The 16,008-nt window shown below is 40.7% G+C and carries 14 protein-coding genes; all 14 read right to left on the reverse strand.

Annotated elements, in window-relative coordinates; genetic code table 11:
* Window positions 1-152: 152 nt before the first annotated feature.
* A complete protein-coding gene (locus HMPREF0874_RS07495) occupies window positions 153-530 on the reverse strand; it encodes a PaaI family thioesterase (RefSeq protein WP_024061370.1) in 378 nt (125 codons plus the stop codon).
* Complete coding sequence (gene menC, locus HMPREF0874_RS07500; RefSeq protein ID WP_008602799.1) at window positions 527-1,678, reverse strand: o-succinylbenzoate synthase; 1,152 nt, start codon at window positions 1,676-1,678, stop codon at window positions 527-529. The genes HMPREF0874_RS07495 and menC overlap by 4 nt, the downstream gene beginning before the upstream one ends.
* Before the next feature lie 13 nt (window positions 1,679-1,691).
* The gene (gene menE / locus HMPREF0874_RS07505; RefSeq protein WP_039965357.1) at window positions 1,692-3,098 is read right to left on the reverse strand and encodes an o-succinylbenzoate--CoA ligase; all 1,407 of its coding nucleotides are present in this window, start codon (window positions 3,096-3,098) and stop codon (window positions 1,692-1,694) included.
* Between the two features lie 200 nt (window positions 3,099-3,298).
* Window positions 3,299-4,141 (reverse strand): 1,4-dihydroxy-2-naphthoyl-CoA synthase, encoded by an 843-nt coding sequence (gene menB / locus HMPREF0874_RS07510; RefSeq protein WP_004693709.1) that lies wholly within the window; start codon window positions 4,139-4,141, stop codon window positions 3,299-3,301.
* A 4-nt stretch (window positions 4,142-4,145) separates the two neighbouring features.
* Window positions 4,146-5,006 carry a 2-succinyl-6-hydroxy-2,4-cyclohexadiene-1-carboxylate synthase gene (gene menH, locus HMPREF0874_RS07515; protein WP_008602804.1) on the reverse strand — a complete coding sequence of 287 codons (861 nt, stop codon included), beginning with the start codon at window positions 5,004-5,006 and terminating at the stop codon, window positions 4,146-4,148.
* The gene (menD, locus tag HMPREF0874_RS07520; protein ID WP_008602806.1) at window positions 5,003-6,892 is read right to left on the reverse strand and encodes a 2-succinyl-5-enolpyruvyl-6-hydroxy-3-cyclohexene-1-carboxylic-acid synthase; all 1,890 of its coding nucleotides are present in this window, start codon (window positions 6,890-6,892) and stop codon (window positions 5,003-5,005) included. Before menD ends, menH begins: the two co-directional genes overlap by 4 nt.
* Window positions 6,893-6,932: 40 nt before the next feature.
* Window positions 6,933-8,075 carry an isochorismate synthase gene (locus HMPREF0874_RS07525; protein ID WP_008602808.1) on the reverse strand — a complete coding sequence of 381 codons (1,143 nt, stop codon included), beginning with the start codon at window positions 8,073-8,075 and terminating at the stop codon, window positions 6,933-6,935.
* Between the two features lie 262 nt (window positions 8,076-8,337).
* Window positions 8,338-9,600 carry a phosphoribosylamine--glycine ligase gene (purD, locus tag HMPREF0874_RS07530; RefSeq protein ID WP_008602809.1) on the reverse strand — a complete coding sequence of 421 codons (1,263 nt, stop codon included), beginning with the start codon at window positions 9,598-9,600 and terminating at the stop codon, window positions 8,338-8,340.
* A gap of 148 nt (window positions 9,601-9,748) precedes the next feature.
* Window positions 9,749-11,278: a bifunctional phosphoribosylaminoimidazolecarboxamide formyltransferase/IMP cyclohydrolase gene (gene purH / locus HMPREF0874_RS07535; RefSeq protein WP_039965358.1), complete on the reverse strand. Its 1,530-nt coding sequence runs from the start codon at window positions 11,276-11,278 to the stop codon at window positions 9,749-9,751.
* Between the two features lie 26 nt (window positions 11,279-11,304).
* On the reverse strand, window positions 11,305-11,928 hold the full coding sequence (gene purN, locus HMPREF0874_RS07540; protein ID WP_039965360.1) for a phosphoribosylglycinamide formyltransferase: 624 nt from the start codon (window positions 11,926-11,928) through the stop codon (window positions 11,305-11,307).
* Window positions 11,921-12,982 carry a phosphoribosylformylglycinamidine cyclo-ligase gene (gene purM, locus HMPREF0874_RS07545; protein WP_008602811.1) on the reverse strand — a complete coding sequence of 354 codons (1,062 nt, stop codon included), beginning with the start codon at window positions 12,980-12,982 and terminating at the stop codon, window positions 11,921-11,923. The genes purN and purM overlap by 8 nt, the downstream gene beginning before the upstream one ends.
* A complete protein-coding gene (purF, locus tag HMPREF0874_RS07550) occupies window positions 12,969-14,387 on the reverse strand; it encodes an amidophosphoribosyltransferase (protein ID WP_008602814.1) in 1,419 nt (472 codons plus the stop codon). The genes purM and purF overlap by 14 nt, the downstream gene beginning before the upstream one ends.
* A gap of 11 nt (window positions 14,388-14,398) precedes the next feature.
* Window positions 14,399-15,127 (reverse strand): phosphoribosylaminoimidazolesuccinocarboxamide synthase, encoded by a 729-nt coding sequence (gene purC / locus HMPREF0874_RS07555; RefSeq protein ID WP_004693728.1) that lies wholly within the window; start codon window positions 15,125-15,127, stop codon window positions 14,399-14,401.
* A gap of 119 nt (window positions 15,128-15,246) precedes the next feature.
* The gene (gene purE / locus HMPREF0874_RS07560) at window positions 15,247-15,738 is read right to left on the reverse strand and encodes a 5-(carboxyamino)imidazole ribonucleotide mutase (RefSeq protein WP_004697975.1); all 492 of its coding nucleotides are present in this window, start codon (window positions 15,736-15,738) and stop codon (window positions 15,247-15,249) included.
* Window positions 15,739-16,008 lie beyond the last annotated feature (270 nt).

The raw sequence follows: 16,008 nt of genomic DNA on the forward strand, positions 1-16,008 counted from the left end.
ACATTGTAAATCCAACAAAGGACAGTATCTACTGAAAAGTAGATACTGTCCTTTTATTATCCTATAATCTTAACAATCGTAAGTTCTCATGTAAGACGAAATTATACATAACTTAATTAGCAAATATAACTAAATCCTTTAAAAATGGGATTTTATCTATCAAAATCTACAATAGCCAAGGTTACAGTCACTTGTGAAATAAGGCGTTGTGCATCATCTATCATATCAAAGCGCCATACATGGGATGTTTTGCCTTTCACTAGTAATGTTCCTAAGGCTGTTAATGTTCCTTCGCATTTCACAGGACGCAAGTGATTCGCAGTTATAGACTGACCTACTCCAAATTTATGAGAGCCTACCAGCTCATTGCTCATCATACCTGCAATAATTTCTGCAAAAGCTAATGTAGCACCACCATTTAAATAGCCTTGCGGTTGTTTATGAAATTCATTTAAATTCATTTTTGCAATACATGTAGTATCGCTCGTCATACGAGGTACATCGATTTGTAAGGATTCAATTAGATTCATAGTGTTCGTTTCTCCATACAATAAGTTTCTAGCCGGTCATCAAAAACTGTTACACCTAGTCCATCACCATCAGGGACCTGCATAACACCCTCATTAAAGGTTAAATCTGGGAAAATAAGATCTTGTTCAAAATATCGATTTGAATCGGACAAATCCCCTGCCATATAGGAATCTCCTAATGCGGCTAACTGAACATGAAGCATTTTAGAAACCCCTGATTCTACCATGCTACCAATCCAATATGGAATATGACGTTCTCTACATAGATTAATAGCTGCTTTTGTTGGAATAAGCCCCCCCATGCGCCCTACTTTTATATTAAGCACATCAATCAAACCATATTCGATAGCATAAGACAGGTCATCATATCCCAAAATGGACTCATCCAAACAAATTGGCGTATAAATTTTCCAATCACCATGATTAAGACGTTCCCACTTCCAATCTTTATAAGATTGAAGGTTTGTCATCGCAAAGGGCTCTTCAATACAAACTAGACCTAAATCATCATACTGACGCACCTTATCTATTGCTTGATAGGAATAGCTACGATTTGCATCAGCCGCTAAGACTAAATCAGGATACTGTTTGCGAACTAAAGCTACTCGTTCATAACCATCTATAGGATTTACCTTTAATTTAATCCGCTTACAACCATTTATTACATGATGAGCTACAACATCAAGTAATTGGTCTATTGGTACATCACCGACGACGACACCACTTTCAATAGTCTCTTGTAAAGGTTGATCCATAATGTAGGAAACAGAATTTACACCTAACCGTTCACAATGAAGGTGAATGAGCGCATTTTCTAGAGCCGCAATAGCCATAGGCATATTGTCTCGATTGAGCCAAAATTGTAATTGTCGTACATAGGTCATCAGTGGCTTAGGCCGCATCAAGCGCAGATTAAAGATATAATCATCTACCATAGCTTTCCAACAGGTTTCTACGGTCTCAAATGTGTAGAATGGATCTATGAAAGCTACGCATTCCCCATATCCTACATACCCTTGTTGGTCTTCAATGCGAACGACGATAGTCTCTCTTTCTTTCACCTCGCCCTTGGCAGTCTTAAAATTGAACTTCAGTGGCAATTTAAGGCGATATGTAGTTATACTTTTAAAGTTTAAAATATCATTCATAGGCGCCTCAATTTTATAATTTCAATTCATTACGCAATATTTTGCCAATTCCATTTCGAGGCAATGCGGTTAATACTTTTACATATTTCGGAATCTTATATTTTGCTAAAGAGTCCGTCATAAAGTCTAGAATATCCTCTGGTGGCAAACTTTTACCATCATGAAAGGCCACAAAGAGGGCTGGAACTTGTCCCCATTTAGCATCGAATACTGGTACAACGGCACATTCCTTCACTGATGGCAACGTATAGACCAAATCCTCTAGTTCCTTAGGGTAAATATTTTCACCCCCAGAAATGATGAGATCCTTACGACGATTCAAAATATAAACGAAACCGTCCTCATCGATGTAACCAATATCATCTGTATTAAAGTCTCCATCAATAGGTTCCTTGTTGATGTAACCAGTCATAACCATAGGGCCCGTCAAATGAATTTCACCTACCCCATCTGTATCAGGATTATCGATACGAACCTGCATGTCAGGCAGGGGCTTACCTACAGATTCTCGTTTATGAGGATACTCCAATACAGAGAAGGTCACACTTTGACTAAAGGTTTCCGTCATGCCGTAGGTCTTATAGATAGGCAAAGATTTCTTTTCACAAGCTTCGATGAGCGCCATGGGAATGAATTCTCCACCGAGCAATATAACACGTAATGCATGGTGCGTAATATGTGGCTCTAATTGAGTCAAAATAGTGGGCACTAAGGACATCATATTGATTTGCTCAGATTCTATAAGTTTGAGAACTTGAGCTTCATCATATTTAGGCAAAATAGTGATAGCCGTCCCGTTATAAAGAGACCTCATCAAGATAGATAAACCACTCACATGAAACAGAGGCAGTACCATTAGCCAATTATCCTGCTCTGTTTTCCCTAGTACCTCATGGGATGCTTGTACATGAGCTTTAATCTGCCCCCATCGAAGCGGTACAGACTTAAATTGCCCCGTAGTAGCGCTCGTATTCATGATAGCAGCTATGTCTGTGTCCACAAATACCCAATCAAAGGAGTCCTCGACCGCTAAATCCGATAGAATATCTTCTAGAGTTTCAAACTCATTTGTAACAATTGAATTAGAGGCCTTCGAATCAACGAAATGAGATAATTGATTACGTCGTTCTTTACTATGTAATACGGTGGTAACACCTAGTTGATCCAATTGGTTTTCTATTTCCTTTGGCTTAAGATGTACATTAAGTAAAAGTACCTCTTTATGAACTAGCATAGCAGCCAACACATACATTGCCATGGTCACAGAGTTATCAGACAAGATAGCCACACGAGATGCGTCTAAAGGCACTAAATTACGAGCTACATGGAGTACACCACGGTATATATCGTTATAGGTATATTCATTTATACATTTACGATTAGGGTAGTGCTGTGCACCATAACGTAACCACTCCATCATCTCACCTCGTATCTAAACCTAATGACTAATAAGTAATCACTAATTACCAATAAATAGTAAATAATAAGTAAAAACTAAAAAAATAATAATTGAAATATGATAAATAAAGAAATATTACAAGAAAGGCGCCTCCTATAGAGGCGCACTTGTCGTTTTAACCGTTAATATAGTCCGTCATATAGGACTGTATCGACTCCCGATTAAGGGAATTTAGGGAATTGTTTGAAGTTAGGTTTCCGTTTTTCTTTGAACGCGTCACGACCTTCTTTCGCTTCATCAATTGTATAGTACATCAATGTAGCGTCCCCTGCGAATTGTTGTAAACCTGCAAGGCCATCTGTGTCGGCATTGAAAGCGCCTTTCAACATGCGCAATGCCATTGGAGATAATTCAAGTATTTCGCTACACCATTGAACTGTTTCTTCTTCCAATTTGTCAAATGGTACCACAGTATTAACCATGCCCATTTCATATGCTTGAGCTGCTGTGTATTGACGGCACAAGAACCATACTTCGCGAGCGCGTTTGTGACCGATCATACGAGCCAAGTAACCTGCGCCATAACCAGCATCGAAGGAGCCTACACGAGGACCAGTTTGACCGAACTTAGCATTTTCAGAAGCGATTGTAAGGTCACATACGATGTGCAATACATGACCGCCACCGATAGCATAACCATTAACCATTGCAATAACAGGTTTAGGGATGACGCGAATTAAGCGTTGTAAATCGAGAACGTTCAAGCGAGGCACATTATCTTCACCTACATAACCACCGTGACCACGTACGCTTTGGTCACCGCCGGAGCAGAATGCCTCTTTATCTTCGCCCTTACCGTGGTTAGCACCAGTCAATACGATTACGCCTACTTCGTTATCTTCACGAGCTACTGTGAAAGCATCAATTAACTCCATTACCGTTTTAGGACGGAATGCGTTGCGCACTTCTGGACGGTTAATAGTAATCTTTGCAATGCCATTATATGTCTCGTAAATTACATCTTCATAATTACGATCCAATACTTTCCAATCAAATTTGCTCATGGACTTAACCTTTCTTCTGTAAAAAATCCAATACCGCTTGTTCAAAAATCTGCGGTTTTTCTATATGTACATTATGCCCCGCCCCTTCGACGATGACATGATTAAAACTTGGCAACTTGCCAAATACGTCTCTTCCTATTGTAGTATATTTTGTATCTAATGCGCCACTCACATATAAACCTTTAACAGAGAATTTGTCTAATTTATCCCCTACATAAGGCATGATACCCTGCCCTGAGCCACGCAATGTGCAGGCTAATGCATATGGGCTATTATTGGAACGGCGTAAATAAATTAATTCTTCTACCCCCTCTGAAAGCTGTTTTTGACTCTCAAAAATAGGTGCTTCCGCCCATCGTGCAGCAAACCAAGCACCATCATGCTCTTCGATATGAACTGCTAAGTCTTCATCCGCCTTGCGGCGTGCTTCTCGGTCAGCTTCAGAAGCGATGCCTACCGAGCCACTTTCAAGAATAAGACCTTGGATTTCACGTTCATATTGTAAAGCATAGGAAAGTGCAATACGAGCCCCCATAGAATAGCCCATGAGGTAATAGCTTTCACCAACCATGTGGTAGATAACTGTGTGCAAGTCCTCTATCATTTGAGGAATGGTGTAAGCCTGATTCTCATCAGGAATATCTGAATCGCCATGTCCAATCAAATCAATACGAACCACGCGATACCCCGGCAGATTAATAGCATCCCAAGTATAGCTCGATTCAGAGAAGCCGTGTAAACATACAATAGGTTCCCCTTCACCTACCACAGTCAAACCGTAGCGATACTCTCCCAAGTCAAAATACATGCGCTGAGCTGGATTACACAAAGCATTATCTACAATACTGCAAAAATACTGACTCATAGTAATGCCTCCATATCAACTGAAACGTTTGTATATTTCCTATGTAACTGACGACTATATTCCCGGTCTGTTGGTATTTCAATAATATGAACGCCAGATTCCTCGCTAACTTTAGCTAATACAGGGACCAATTCATCAGGACTAGAGATTTTAGTGTACCCACAGCCATAGAGTTTAGCAGCCCCACTATAATCTAAACCTTGTGACGTAGAGAACAAATAATCAAAATATTTCGTTCCCTTTTGCGGTAAATATTCAAAAATACCGCCTCCATCGTTATTATGCAAAATAATCGTCAAATTGAGATTGTGCGTTTTAGCGACCGCTAAACTGTTTAGATCATGGAATAAAGACAAATCACCCATTACGAGATATGTAGGCTGATGATTCGTTGCAAGTCCAAGCGCAGTTGAAACGGTACCATCAATACCATTAACACCACGATTACCGTAAAGAACAGCATCTGACTCCCCAGAGAACCAGAAGTAATCAAAGTCGCGAATGGTCATACTATTCGCCACTAGCACTTGGCTATTGTCAGAAATATGCTGTTGCAACTCGCGTATCGTGCGTCCTTCAAAGCAACTTGGTTCTTCTATGGCTGTACTTAGTTGAGCTTTACCAGCTACGTCTAAACATTGCCATCTATTAAGATATGCATTAGATTCGTTCTTTACAGCGAACAAATGCGTAAACATATCTATGCTTGCTTGCATGTGTATGGTGGTTTTCCCCATAGGGTTCATGGAGTCCATTGTGGGATTTACCTCAATATACTCCACATTATCCCAACTTGCCACCATTTGCTGTACCCGTTTTGACACAACGATTTGGCCAAACTGAATCACGCAATCTGGCTTTAGTACAGGCCATAGGTCTTTATCCGCTAAAAATGCATCATACGTAGAAATGACAACATCAGAGAAATGTTTTTTCTGAATCATATCTGTATCATTATTAAGATTGCTAGCAATTTCATGATTGGCAACAATAGCACCAGTCTTATGACAGCGTCTTACATTGGACAATGGATCCGCCAAGATAGGAGCTTGTAAATTCTCCGCAAAGGAATGAATAGACTCAACTTCATCTACATTAATTTGTGGACCAGCTAAAATAAGGACTCTCTTATACTGTGCAAGCAATAGATTAAAGTTATTAGCATTATTAGTGTTATTAAAGTTATTAGTGTTATTAGCACTATTATCAGTAGTATTTTTAGTATAGCTTACGTTACTTGCTTTACTTACGTTACTTGGATTACTTGTGTTATTACTTCTATTCTGATAGCTAAATACATCACCGTAATTAGGTTTAAATACTTTGTAAGGGCTACGTCCCGCTTCAAAGTGCTTACGATCTAGTTCAGGCACTAATGGCTCAAAGAGGGGTACATTGATATGAACTGGTCCCTTTTTGATGTCCATAGCTTTCATATACGCCTTGCGAGCTACTTGGCGTGGATATGTGTAGTAATGGTCCTCTTGCGGCACCGCTAATTCTTCGTAATAGTTTACGGCTGTACCAAAAATCTTTTGTTGATCTACTGTCTGTGGAGCCCCTACATGCAACAAGGTATGAGGTCGATCAGCAGACAATACGATAAGAGGTACCCCACTATATTGAGCCTCTAAAATAGCGGGCAAATAATGAGCCACTGCCGAACCAGATGTACAAACTAACACAGTTGGTTCTTTATAAGCCTTTGCAATGCCAAGTGCCATAAAGCTAGCAGAGCGCTCATCTATATTCATATATGTTTCAAAGCCTTCATACTCCGTGAAAAGCATAGCCATCGTCGTAGAACGAGAACCAGGGCTAAACACAGCATGCCGGACGCCGAGTTGGTAAAACTCATCTACCAAGGCAGCAATATATTCGTTCATTATATTCCCTTTCAACAACTCCTAAGGGTTTGGAAATTTATCATAATGCATCCAAAATGGTGCGCATTTTATTATTAGTTTCTGCGTACTCTTCATCCGCATCAGAATCGGCTACGACGCCACATCCTGCATAGGCATAAAGAACATTATCCATAATGAGGGCAGATCGAATAGCAACGATGACAATGCCGTCCCCCATATCTTTCATAAAGCCAAAAGGTGCTGCATACATGCCGCGCTCATGAGTTTCGTACTTTTGTAACAATGTCAACGCCTTTTCTCGCGGTTCACCACCGAGAGCCGGTGTAGGATGGAGCAACTTTGCCCATTCCACGAGGGATTTTGTGCTATCCTTTGCAGTAATAATGGTGCGCAAATGATATAGATGCGCCAGCTCCATGATACCCGTTTCACCTATTATAACCTCCGGAGTAATAGATTTCATGATATCCACAATACGGTCACGGACGATATTATGTTCAAAGAGATTTTTCTTATCTGTTAACAGTTGTTCCTTAGTCCACGCATTTGGTCCATGTTTAGGCGCTGTCCCCGCCAAGGCATAGCTGAGAATTTCACTACCTCGATGGCGAACTAGAATCTCTGGCGATGCACCCACAAAGGTGCGTCCATCCTTTTCGTAACCAAAGATAAAGCAATTTGGATTATTATCTACTAAATTTGCTAAAATACTTGCCACATTGTATGGTGTTTCACTAGTAAACTGTACCTCTCGAGAAGAAACGACCTTCGTCATTTCACCACTACTAATACCATCAGCGATAGCGTTCATCAAACTATCCCAAGCCGCCTTATCATCACTGGTTTCCTTGTAGTTATGGCGAACTCGAGGCACCTCGAAATCCGTAATAGGGACGCTTTCACCAGCGTGCAAGTAGAAAGACTCCCCATTTTCTACGATGTAATAATGGGTGAAAGCAATCATTTCATGACCCATGCCAGCCCATTTAGGGTCCTTAGAGTTCTCAAAAAAAGTATCTCCATAAAACACGTAAGCGTAATTATGGCGATCTTCATCATCTTTGACCGTCGCCAAACGTTTAGCGCCTACAACGATGCGGTCACTTTGACGATCCACCCAAAATACGCGTTCTTCGTTTGGAAAATTCAGCCAAAAGGCTACCGGACTATTCAGTTCTAACGGTTCTTTATTATATATCATAGTTGTATATCGCTATTAAGAAATAAAATAGACTATAGTAAAAACACCTAACGTGTAGAAGATTTACTTCTACACGTCAGGCGTCATCAATAAGTTTCCAAATTTTTGAGATGAGCCTAACGCCATCACACGTCGATGGGCCCTCTTTATATCTAATTTATTATATCATAGGTAACAGTTAAAAGGTAGAAAATAAAACCTCTACACCGCATGCGTCGTGCATGAATGTAGAGGTTTTCATTATATTCAAAATGTTGTTACTTTATTTAAAAGCCTTAGCCCCAATATCTGTACGATATTGCATGCCTTCAAAGTCGATATGCTCTATACGTTCATAGGCTCTATCAAGTGCCGTTCTAAGGTCTTTGCCAAGTCCGACAACACCAAGCACACGACCGCCATTAGTGACATAATTTTCACCAACAAGCTTTGTACCAGAGTGGAATACAATGGTTGTGTCATATTGTTTAATATCCCCACTGATGACATCGCCCTTAGATGAAGTTTCAGGATAGCCCTTAGAAGCAAGGATAACGCAAGCCGCTGAGGAGTCTTTCCATTTCACCATATTAGAGGTTAATGTGCCCTTAGCACAGGCCATCATAATCTCACCTAAATCACTATCCAGTAGCGGCAATACAACTTGTGTTTCAGGATCACCAAAGCGCGCATTGAATTCTACCACCTTAGGACCTTCGTCAGTAATCATAAGCCCCGCGTAAAGGCAGCCTACATACGGCATGCCTTCTTTTTCCATAGCCGCTACCATAGGTTCTAAGATGGTTTTCATCGCTGCGTCCCGCAATGCATCTGTAAGAACGGGGGCCGGTGCATAGGTCCCCATGCCACCTGTATTAGGCCCTTTATCACCATCAAAGATGCGTTTATGATCTTGAGAGGCAATCATAGGAACTACGGTCTTGCCATCTACAAAGGCTAATAAACTAGCCTCTTCGCCTTCCATAAACTCTTCGATAACAACGGTGCTGCCTGCATCACCGAATCGATTACCACTGAGCATATCTTCTACGGCTACATTCGCTTCATCGATGGTCATGGCTACTACAACACCCTTCCCTGCTGCCAAGCCGTCAGCTTTAACAACGATAGGAGCTCCTGTTTGAGCAATAAAAGCTTTCGCTTCATCTACCTTGTGGAATACACCATACGCAGCAGTGGGAATATTGTATTTTTTCATGAGGTCTTTAGCAAATACCTTTGAGCCCTCTAGTTGAGCGGCTGCTTTAGATGGACCAAAAACTGGAATCCCCGCCTTATTAAGTACATCTGCTAAGCCCGCTACTAAAGGAGCCTCAGGCCCAACAACACCTAAATCAACTTGATTATCTTTCAAAAAGCTAATTAAATGATCGCTTTGTTGCCAATCGATGCCAACTAGCTCTGCACAATCTGACATAGCCGCGCTACCAGGAATAGCATATACCTTTGTTACGCTAGGGCTGATGGACAATCGCCACGCCAATGCATGTTCACGGCCGCCGCTACCGATTACACATACTTTCATAAGTCCTCCATCGGCGCCTAAACGCCATCAAATCCATAATAATATAAACACATAACGGGCTTACTCCAAACATCAATAATTGTTGTGACCGTTCAATAGATATTTTGCCCTAATCGTGTTTAACAATCCGCTAAAAATTCTTAACTAGTTAATGTTTAAAGTGACGAATGTTTGTAAATACCATAGCGATGCCCGCTTCATCAGCCGCTTTGATGGACTCTTCGTCGCGAATAGAGCCACCTGGTTGAATAATAGCTGCAATGCCATGCTTTGCCGCTGTTTCTACGGTATCTCCAAATGGGAAGAATGCATCGGATGCTAATACAGCGCCTTTAGCGGCTTCCCCGGCTTGTTCAAGAGCAATTTTTGCAGAACCTACGCGATTCATTTGACCGGCCCCAACTCCAAGAGTACGCTTTTCATTAGAAATCAAAATCGCATTGGATTTTACATGTTTTACGAGTTTCCATGCAAATTCAAGAGCTTTCCATTGTTCCTCTGTCGGTTGTACCTTCGTAACAACTTTATAATTGGCGCGGTCTTCTAAGATATCGTCTTCTGTTTGCACTAATAAACCACCAGACACCTTCTTTACTGTCACTTGGCCAGATTCCGGCTTAGATAGTTCAATGAGACGAATATTCTTCTTAGCTTCAAGAATTTCTAATGCTTCTTTTGTGAAAGCAGGTGCCATAATAACTTCTAAGAAAATTTTGCTCATTTCCTCCGCTGTACTTGCATCTACTTCACGGTTTAAGGCTACGATACCACCAAAGGCGGATACGGAATCAGCTTCGTAAGCATTTACATAGGCATCATGTAATGTAGCTGCAGTAGCGGCACCACATGGGTTCGTATGCTTAATAATACATGCAGCTGGCCCAGTAAACTCCCATACCATATTCCATGCCGCTTCCATGTCTACAATATTGTTATAGGAAAGCTCTTTGCCATGTAATTGTTTCAATGCCCCCATGCCATGAGCTGTACCAATTTCTTTGTAGAATGCAGCTTGTTGATGCGGATTTTCGCCATATCTAAGATCTGTTACCTTCTCATAGGCACTCAAATATTCTGGAGGTGTAGGGCCTTCATTCAAAATTCCACTCATATAACTAGCGATAGCTACATCGTAAGCCGCTGTATGAGCAAAGGCTTCTTTGGCAAGTCCAAAGCGATATTCTTTAGTCAATTCACCTTGATCCTTGAGCATCGTAATGATTTCATCGTAATGATTTGGATTTACTACGATGCCTACGTACGCATGATTTTTTGCTGCAGAACGAACCATCGTAGGACCACCAATATCAATATTTTCAATGGCCTCTTCTAGGGACACATTAGGTTTTGCAATGGTTTCACGGAACGGGTAAAGATTCACCACAACAAGGTCGATTGGTTCGATACCATGTTCTGCCATAGCTTGTTTATGCTCCGCATTATCACGGATAGCCAAAATACCACCATGCACCTTAGGATGTAAAGTTTTCACTCGGCCATCCATCATTTCTGGAAACCCTGTCAAAGACTCTACAGCTTTTGCAGAAATGCCTGCATCGGTAATCGCCTTAAGCGTACCACCTGTAGAATAAATGGTTACACCTAAGTCAACTAAACCTTTTGCAAAATCTACAATACCCGTTTTATCAGAAACACTAAGCAATGCATTTTTAATCATGTAACCTCTCCATTTGCTTACGCATATCAATCTTCAATATAAACCGTACGACCTTTTATAGTGAGCTTATCCTCACAAAATAGTCGCAACGCCTCTTTATATGTTTTATGTTCAATAGGCAATAATCTATCACTCAGGGTATCCTCTGTATCCTCCGGTAATAAAGGAACCGTATTCTGCATAATGATAGGCCCCGTATCCATTCCGGCATCAACAAAGTGTACCGTACAACCGGTTACCTTTACTCCCGCATCAATAGCTTGTTGATGTCCATGTAGTCCCGGAAAGGATGGCAACAAGGCAGGATGGATATTTAAAATTCTATGCTCATAGTGCTCAATCAATGGAGTCCCTACAATGCGCATATATCCAGCCAAAACGATACCATCTACCTTATAGAGCTCTAACGCATCTAACTGGGCTTGTTCAAAGCTAGCTTTAGAATCATAGTCACTACGCTCGATGACAATGAGTGGAATATTCCAAGGTTTAGAACGTTCAACAATCCCTGCATCACCGTGATCTGTAATGATAACTACAAACTCACCATTAATATATCCTTCTTGCATGGCTTTATAAAGGGCTTCCCCATTGGATCCTCTACCGCTTGCGAATAGAGCTAGACGCTTTTTAGCTACGGAACTAGTCATTAAATACCGCCCCTTTTACAACAACTGGACCTTCGACTTTAACGATATGACCAATTTCATATACCGCTTCATTACGACTTTCAAGATTTGCCTTTACTCGATCCACATCCGCAGCGTCCACTATGAGGATCATGCCAATGCCCATATTAAAAGTGCGGTACATTTCATGCCAATCTACATTGCCCCATTCTTGTAGCTTTTCAAAAACTGGAAGGCGAGGCCATGTATCACAATCGATCTCTGCCGTTACTCCCGTAGGTAAGACGCGAGGAATATTTTCATAGAAACCGCCGCCCGTAATATGAACCATACCTTTAATTAAATCTTCTTTAATCAACGGTAATACAGCTTTAGGGTATAAGCGCGTTGGCGTTAATAATTCTTCTCCCAGTGTTTTGCCAAATTCAGGAATATCTTGACCAATGGAGAAACCCTTGTGATCAAATACAATTTTACGAACTAACGAGAAACCATTAGAATGAACCCCAGAAGATGGTAACCCAAGAATAACGTCTCCTGCCTTGATACTTTCACCAGTAATCAATTTAGGACGATCTACGATACCAACGGCAAAACCAGCTACATCATAATCCTCATCATCGTAGAAACCTGCCATCTCAGCAGTTTCACCGCCTAGTAAAGCGCAGCCTGATTCTTCGCACGCCTCAGCTACACCACGTACGATATCCGCCACTTTTACAGGCTCTAGTTTGCCAACCGCAATATAATCAAGGAAGAATAAAGGTGTAGCCCCTTGTACGAGGATATCATTAACACTCATAGCTACACAGTCTTGACCGATAGTATCATGTTTATCCATCATAATAGCGAGACGTAATTTGGTGCCCACCCCATCTGTACCAGATACGAGCATAGGATCAGACATAGCATGACCAGCTAAGGAATAGAGTCCCCCAAAACCACCTAAATCACCAACAACACCCTGTGTATACGTGCGTTTAACAGATTCTTTCATCAGTTCTACGGCGCGATTACCTGCATCGATATCAACACCTGCATCACGATAGGTTAAACTAGTTTTATTCGAGCACATATTTGACCCCTTCCTCTTGGTCCGCAGGAACCGCTACACTATAATCACCATTGAAACATGCAAAACATAAATCATCTGGCTTTACATCAGATACAGCACGACATAGGCCTTCACGAGACAAGTAATGTAATTTATCAGCCTTGATAAAATCTCTAATTTCATCCACTGTATGAGTAGCTGCTATAAGTTCTTTACGCACTGATGTATCAATGCCATAGTGACAGGAATACTCAATAGTTGGAGAACTAATACACATATAAATCTCTTTAGCACCAGCCTCTTTTAGCATTTTTACAATGATACCACTCGTAGTACCGCGCACAATAGAATCATCAATAAGGACGATACGCTTACCTCCAACAATATGTGGCAATGCATTTAGCTTCATACGAACAGCTAGTTCTCGTTCCTCTTGATTTGGTTTAATAAAGGTACGGCCGCTATAACGGTTCTTAACTAAACCTTCCGCAAAAGGGATACCCGATGCACGAGCATAACCTAATGCAGCTGTTGTACCGGAATCCGGAATGGACATTACGATGTCTGCATCATACTTAGTTTCGTTATATAGTTCGCGACCCATATTTAGCCGAGATTGATATACGGATTGACCATCGATATGACTATCGCCACGTGCAAAATAGATGTATTCAAAGACGCAAAGTTTTTTGTCGATTTTTTCTGGTTCCGCATACATAGTACTACGCACACCAGAGTCATCGATGATAACCATTTCACCAGGATCTATATGACGAATAAACTCTGCCTTAATCGCATCAAAAGCACAGCTTTCACTAGAGAGCACATAACCATTTTCAGTTTTACCTAAACAAAGTGGTCTAAATCCTTGAGGGTCTCGTACACCTACTAAAGAGTCGTTCGTAGTAATGACTAAAGAGAACGCCCCTTCAATTTGACGCGCCGCATCGGCAATCCGTTCCGCTTGTGTTTCTGCTTTAGAACGGGCTATCAAATTTACGATAACCTCAGAATCCATCGTCGTTTGAAAGATGGAACCATCGGCTTCAAGACGTTTTCGAATAGATAAGGCATTCGTTAAGTTTCCATTGTGAGCCACCGCAATTTGACCGCCTTGGTAGTGAATAACCAAAGGCTGGATATTACGCGGATTATTGGACCCAGTCGTAGAGTACCGCACATGACCAGTCCCCATATAGCTTGGCAAAGATGGTAATTCTTTGATAGCCTCGGTCAACAAGCCCATGCCTTTTTTCAGTTCAACATCATGACCATCGGTAACAGCAATGCCCGCACTTTCTTGACCACGATGTTGGAGAGCAAATAACCCCCAATATACATAGCGTGCTACATCAACGGTCCTATCATAGATGCCGAACACACCACACTCTTCGTGCCATTTATCAAAAACAGAATCGTAGTTCATCTTCCCCCCTATTAGGCACGCTCACCTGTAAGACGGAATAACATTTCCTTATATGCTTCTTCAATATTACCAAGATCTCGACGGAAACGGTCTTTGTCAAGTTTTTCACCAGTTGTAGCATCCCAGAAACGGCATGTATCAGGAGAAATTTCATCACCCAATAAAACTTCACCATTATGGGTACCAAATTCTACCTTGAAATCTACAAGGGTCACATTTTTAGTAGCCAAAAATTTCTTCAATATATCATTTACCTTTAAAGTAATTGTAGAAATTACATCAAGTTGTTCTTGAGTAGCCCAACCAAGTGCTGTGATTTGGGATTCATTGGCAAATGGATCGCCTAATTCATCATTTTTGTAGCAGAATTCAAGGATTGGATGTTTAAGTGGTGTACCTTCTTCAATGCCAAAGCGTTTAGCCATAGAGCCAGCCGCAATATTACGAACAATAACTTCAAGAGGAACTATTTTCAATGCAAGTACTGTTTGGTTGCGATCATCTTCACGACGAACAAAATGAGTTGGTACGCCTTCTTTTTTCAACAATTCAAAGAAGAAAGAGGAAATTTTATTGTTCAAAACACCTTTTCCAAGAATGGTATCATGTTTCTCGCCATTAAATGCAGTGGCATCATCTTTGTAATGAACGATGTACTCATCTTTGTTATCTGTTGCATATACTTGTTTTGCTTTGCCTTCGTATAATAATGTTAATTTTTCCAAATCGATGTTAGCCATGATCTTTCTCCTTTATCATAAATTAATGATACAAACTAATTAATGATACAAACTATGTAATAGATATCTAAATAAACTGTTTTTCTTAACCAATATTTAATCGCCGATGATTTACATGATTAAATATGAATAGCACCTTGTAATTCTGCATTGTCTGCTAAGACTTTTTCAGCCATATCTTTACGATATTGTTGATATTGTTCTTTCAGGTCTTTATTGAAAGCTGCTCCAATTTGTACTGCAAAGAGCGCTGCATTTTTAGCACCATCTACAGCCATAGTTGCTACAGGCATACCAGATGGCATTTGAACGATAGCAAGCAAAGAATCAATGCCTTTTAGAGCCGTTGCATTAAGAGGAATGCCGATAACAGGTAATGTAGTGAAGCTCGCCACCACACCAGGTAAATGAGCCGCCGCGCCAGCACCAGCAATAAAAGCGATAGCCCCTTCATCTTCAAGTCGTGTGACAAAGTTCTTCACAGCCTCTGGGGTACGATGAGCTGAGGCAATAACCATTTCATAAGGGATTTTGAATTCATCAAGTACGGCAGATGCCTTTTTCATTGTGTCTAGGTCAGACTTGCTGCCCATGATAATACCGACCTTCATAGATCCTCCTAATAAAAAAGCCCAGCCAAAACAGACTGGGACAAATACGCGCAAATAGCCTCCGTAGACTTGCTTTGAGTTTGTTGATTTGCATAGTTCACGGTGCTACCTCCTTCTTGTACTCAAATTGTAACACCTAACATTTACAAAATCAATACTATTTTCGAATATTTTTTTATTAAATATTTTTATCATTCGTTATATTCCGAACTATCGAAATAATATAGATTGCATCATATAAAATAATTTTAAATAAATCTGTAAAATAAA

Source organism: Veillonella sp. 6_1_27 (assembly GCF_000163735.1).
Classification (GTDB): domain Bacteria; phylum Bacillota; class Negativicutes; order Veillonellales; family Veillonellaceae; genus Veillonella; species Veillonella parvula_A.

What these genes read in the sequence shown, in the direction of transcription:
- purF (WP_008602814.1), bottom strand. Translation starts at nt 14,387, where the DNA reads ATGAACTACGATTCTGTTTTTGATAAATGGCACGAAGAGTGTGGTGTG.
- purM (WP_008602811.1), bottom strand. Translation starts at nt 12,982, where the DNA reads ATGTGCTCGAATAAAACTAGTTTAACCTATCGTGATGCAGGTGTTGAT.
- HMPREF0874_RS07525 (WP_008602808.1), bottom strand. Translation starts at nt 8,075, where the DNA reads ATGATATATAATAAAGAACCGTTAGAACTGAATAGTCCGGTAGCCTTT.
- HMPREF0874_RS07495 (WP_024061370.1), bottom strand. Translation starts at nt 530, where the DNA reads ATGAATCTAATTGAATCCTTACAAATCGATGTACCTCGTATGACGAGC.
- purD (WP_008602809.1), bottom strand. Translation starts at nt 9,600, where the DNA reads ATGAAAGTATGTGTAATCGGTAGCGGCGGCCGTGAACATGCATTGGCG.
- menB (WP_004693709.1), bottom strand. Translation starts at nt 4,141, where the DNA reads ATGAGCAAATTTGATTGGAAAGTATTGGATCGTAATTATGAAGATGTA.
- menH (WP_008602804.1), bottom strand. Translation starts at nt 5,006, where the DNA reads ATGAGTCAGTATTTTTGCAGTATTGTAGATAATGCTTTGTGTAATCCA.
- purH (WP_039965358.1), bottom strand. Translation starts at nt 11,278, where the DNA reads ATGATTAAAAATGCATTGCTTAGTGTTTCTGATAAAACGGGTATTGTA.
- menE (WP_039965357.1), bottom strand. Translation starts at nt 3,098, where the DNA reads ATGATGGAGTGGTTACGTTATGGTGCACAGCACTACCCTAATCGTAAA.
- menC (WP_008602799.1), bottom strand. Translation starts at nt 1,678, where the DNA reads ATGAATGATATTTTAAACTTTAAAAGTATAACTACATATCGCCTTAAA.
- purE (WP_004697975.1), bottom strand. Translation starts at nt 15,738, where the DNA reads ATGAAGGTCGGTATTATCATGGGCAGCAAGTCTGACCTAGACACAATG.
- menD (WP_008602806.1), bottom strand. Translation starts at nt 6,892, where the DNA reads ATGAACGAATATATTGCTGCCTTGGTAGATGAGTTTTACCAACTCGGC.
- purC (WP_004693728.1), bottom strand. Translation starts at nt 15,127, where the DNA reads ATGGCTAACATCGATTTGGAAAAATTAACATTATTATACGAAGGCAAA.
- purN (WP_039965360.1), bottom strand. Translation starts at nt 11,928, where the DNA reads ATGACTAGTTCCGTAGCTAAAAAGCGTCTAGCTCTATTCGCAAGCGGT.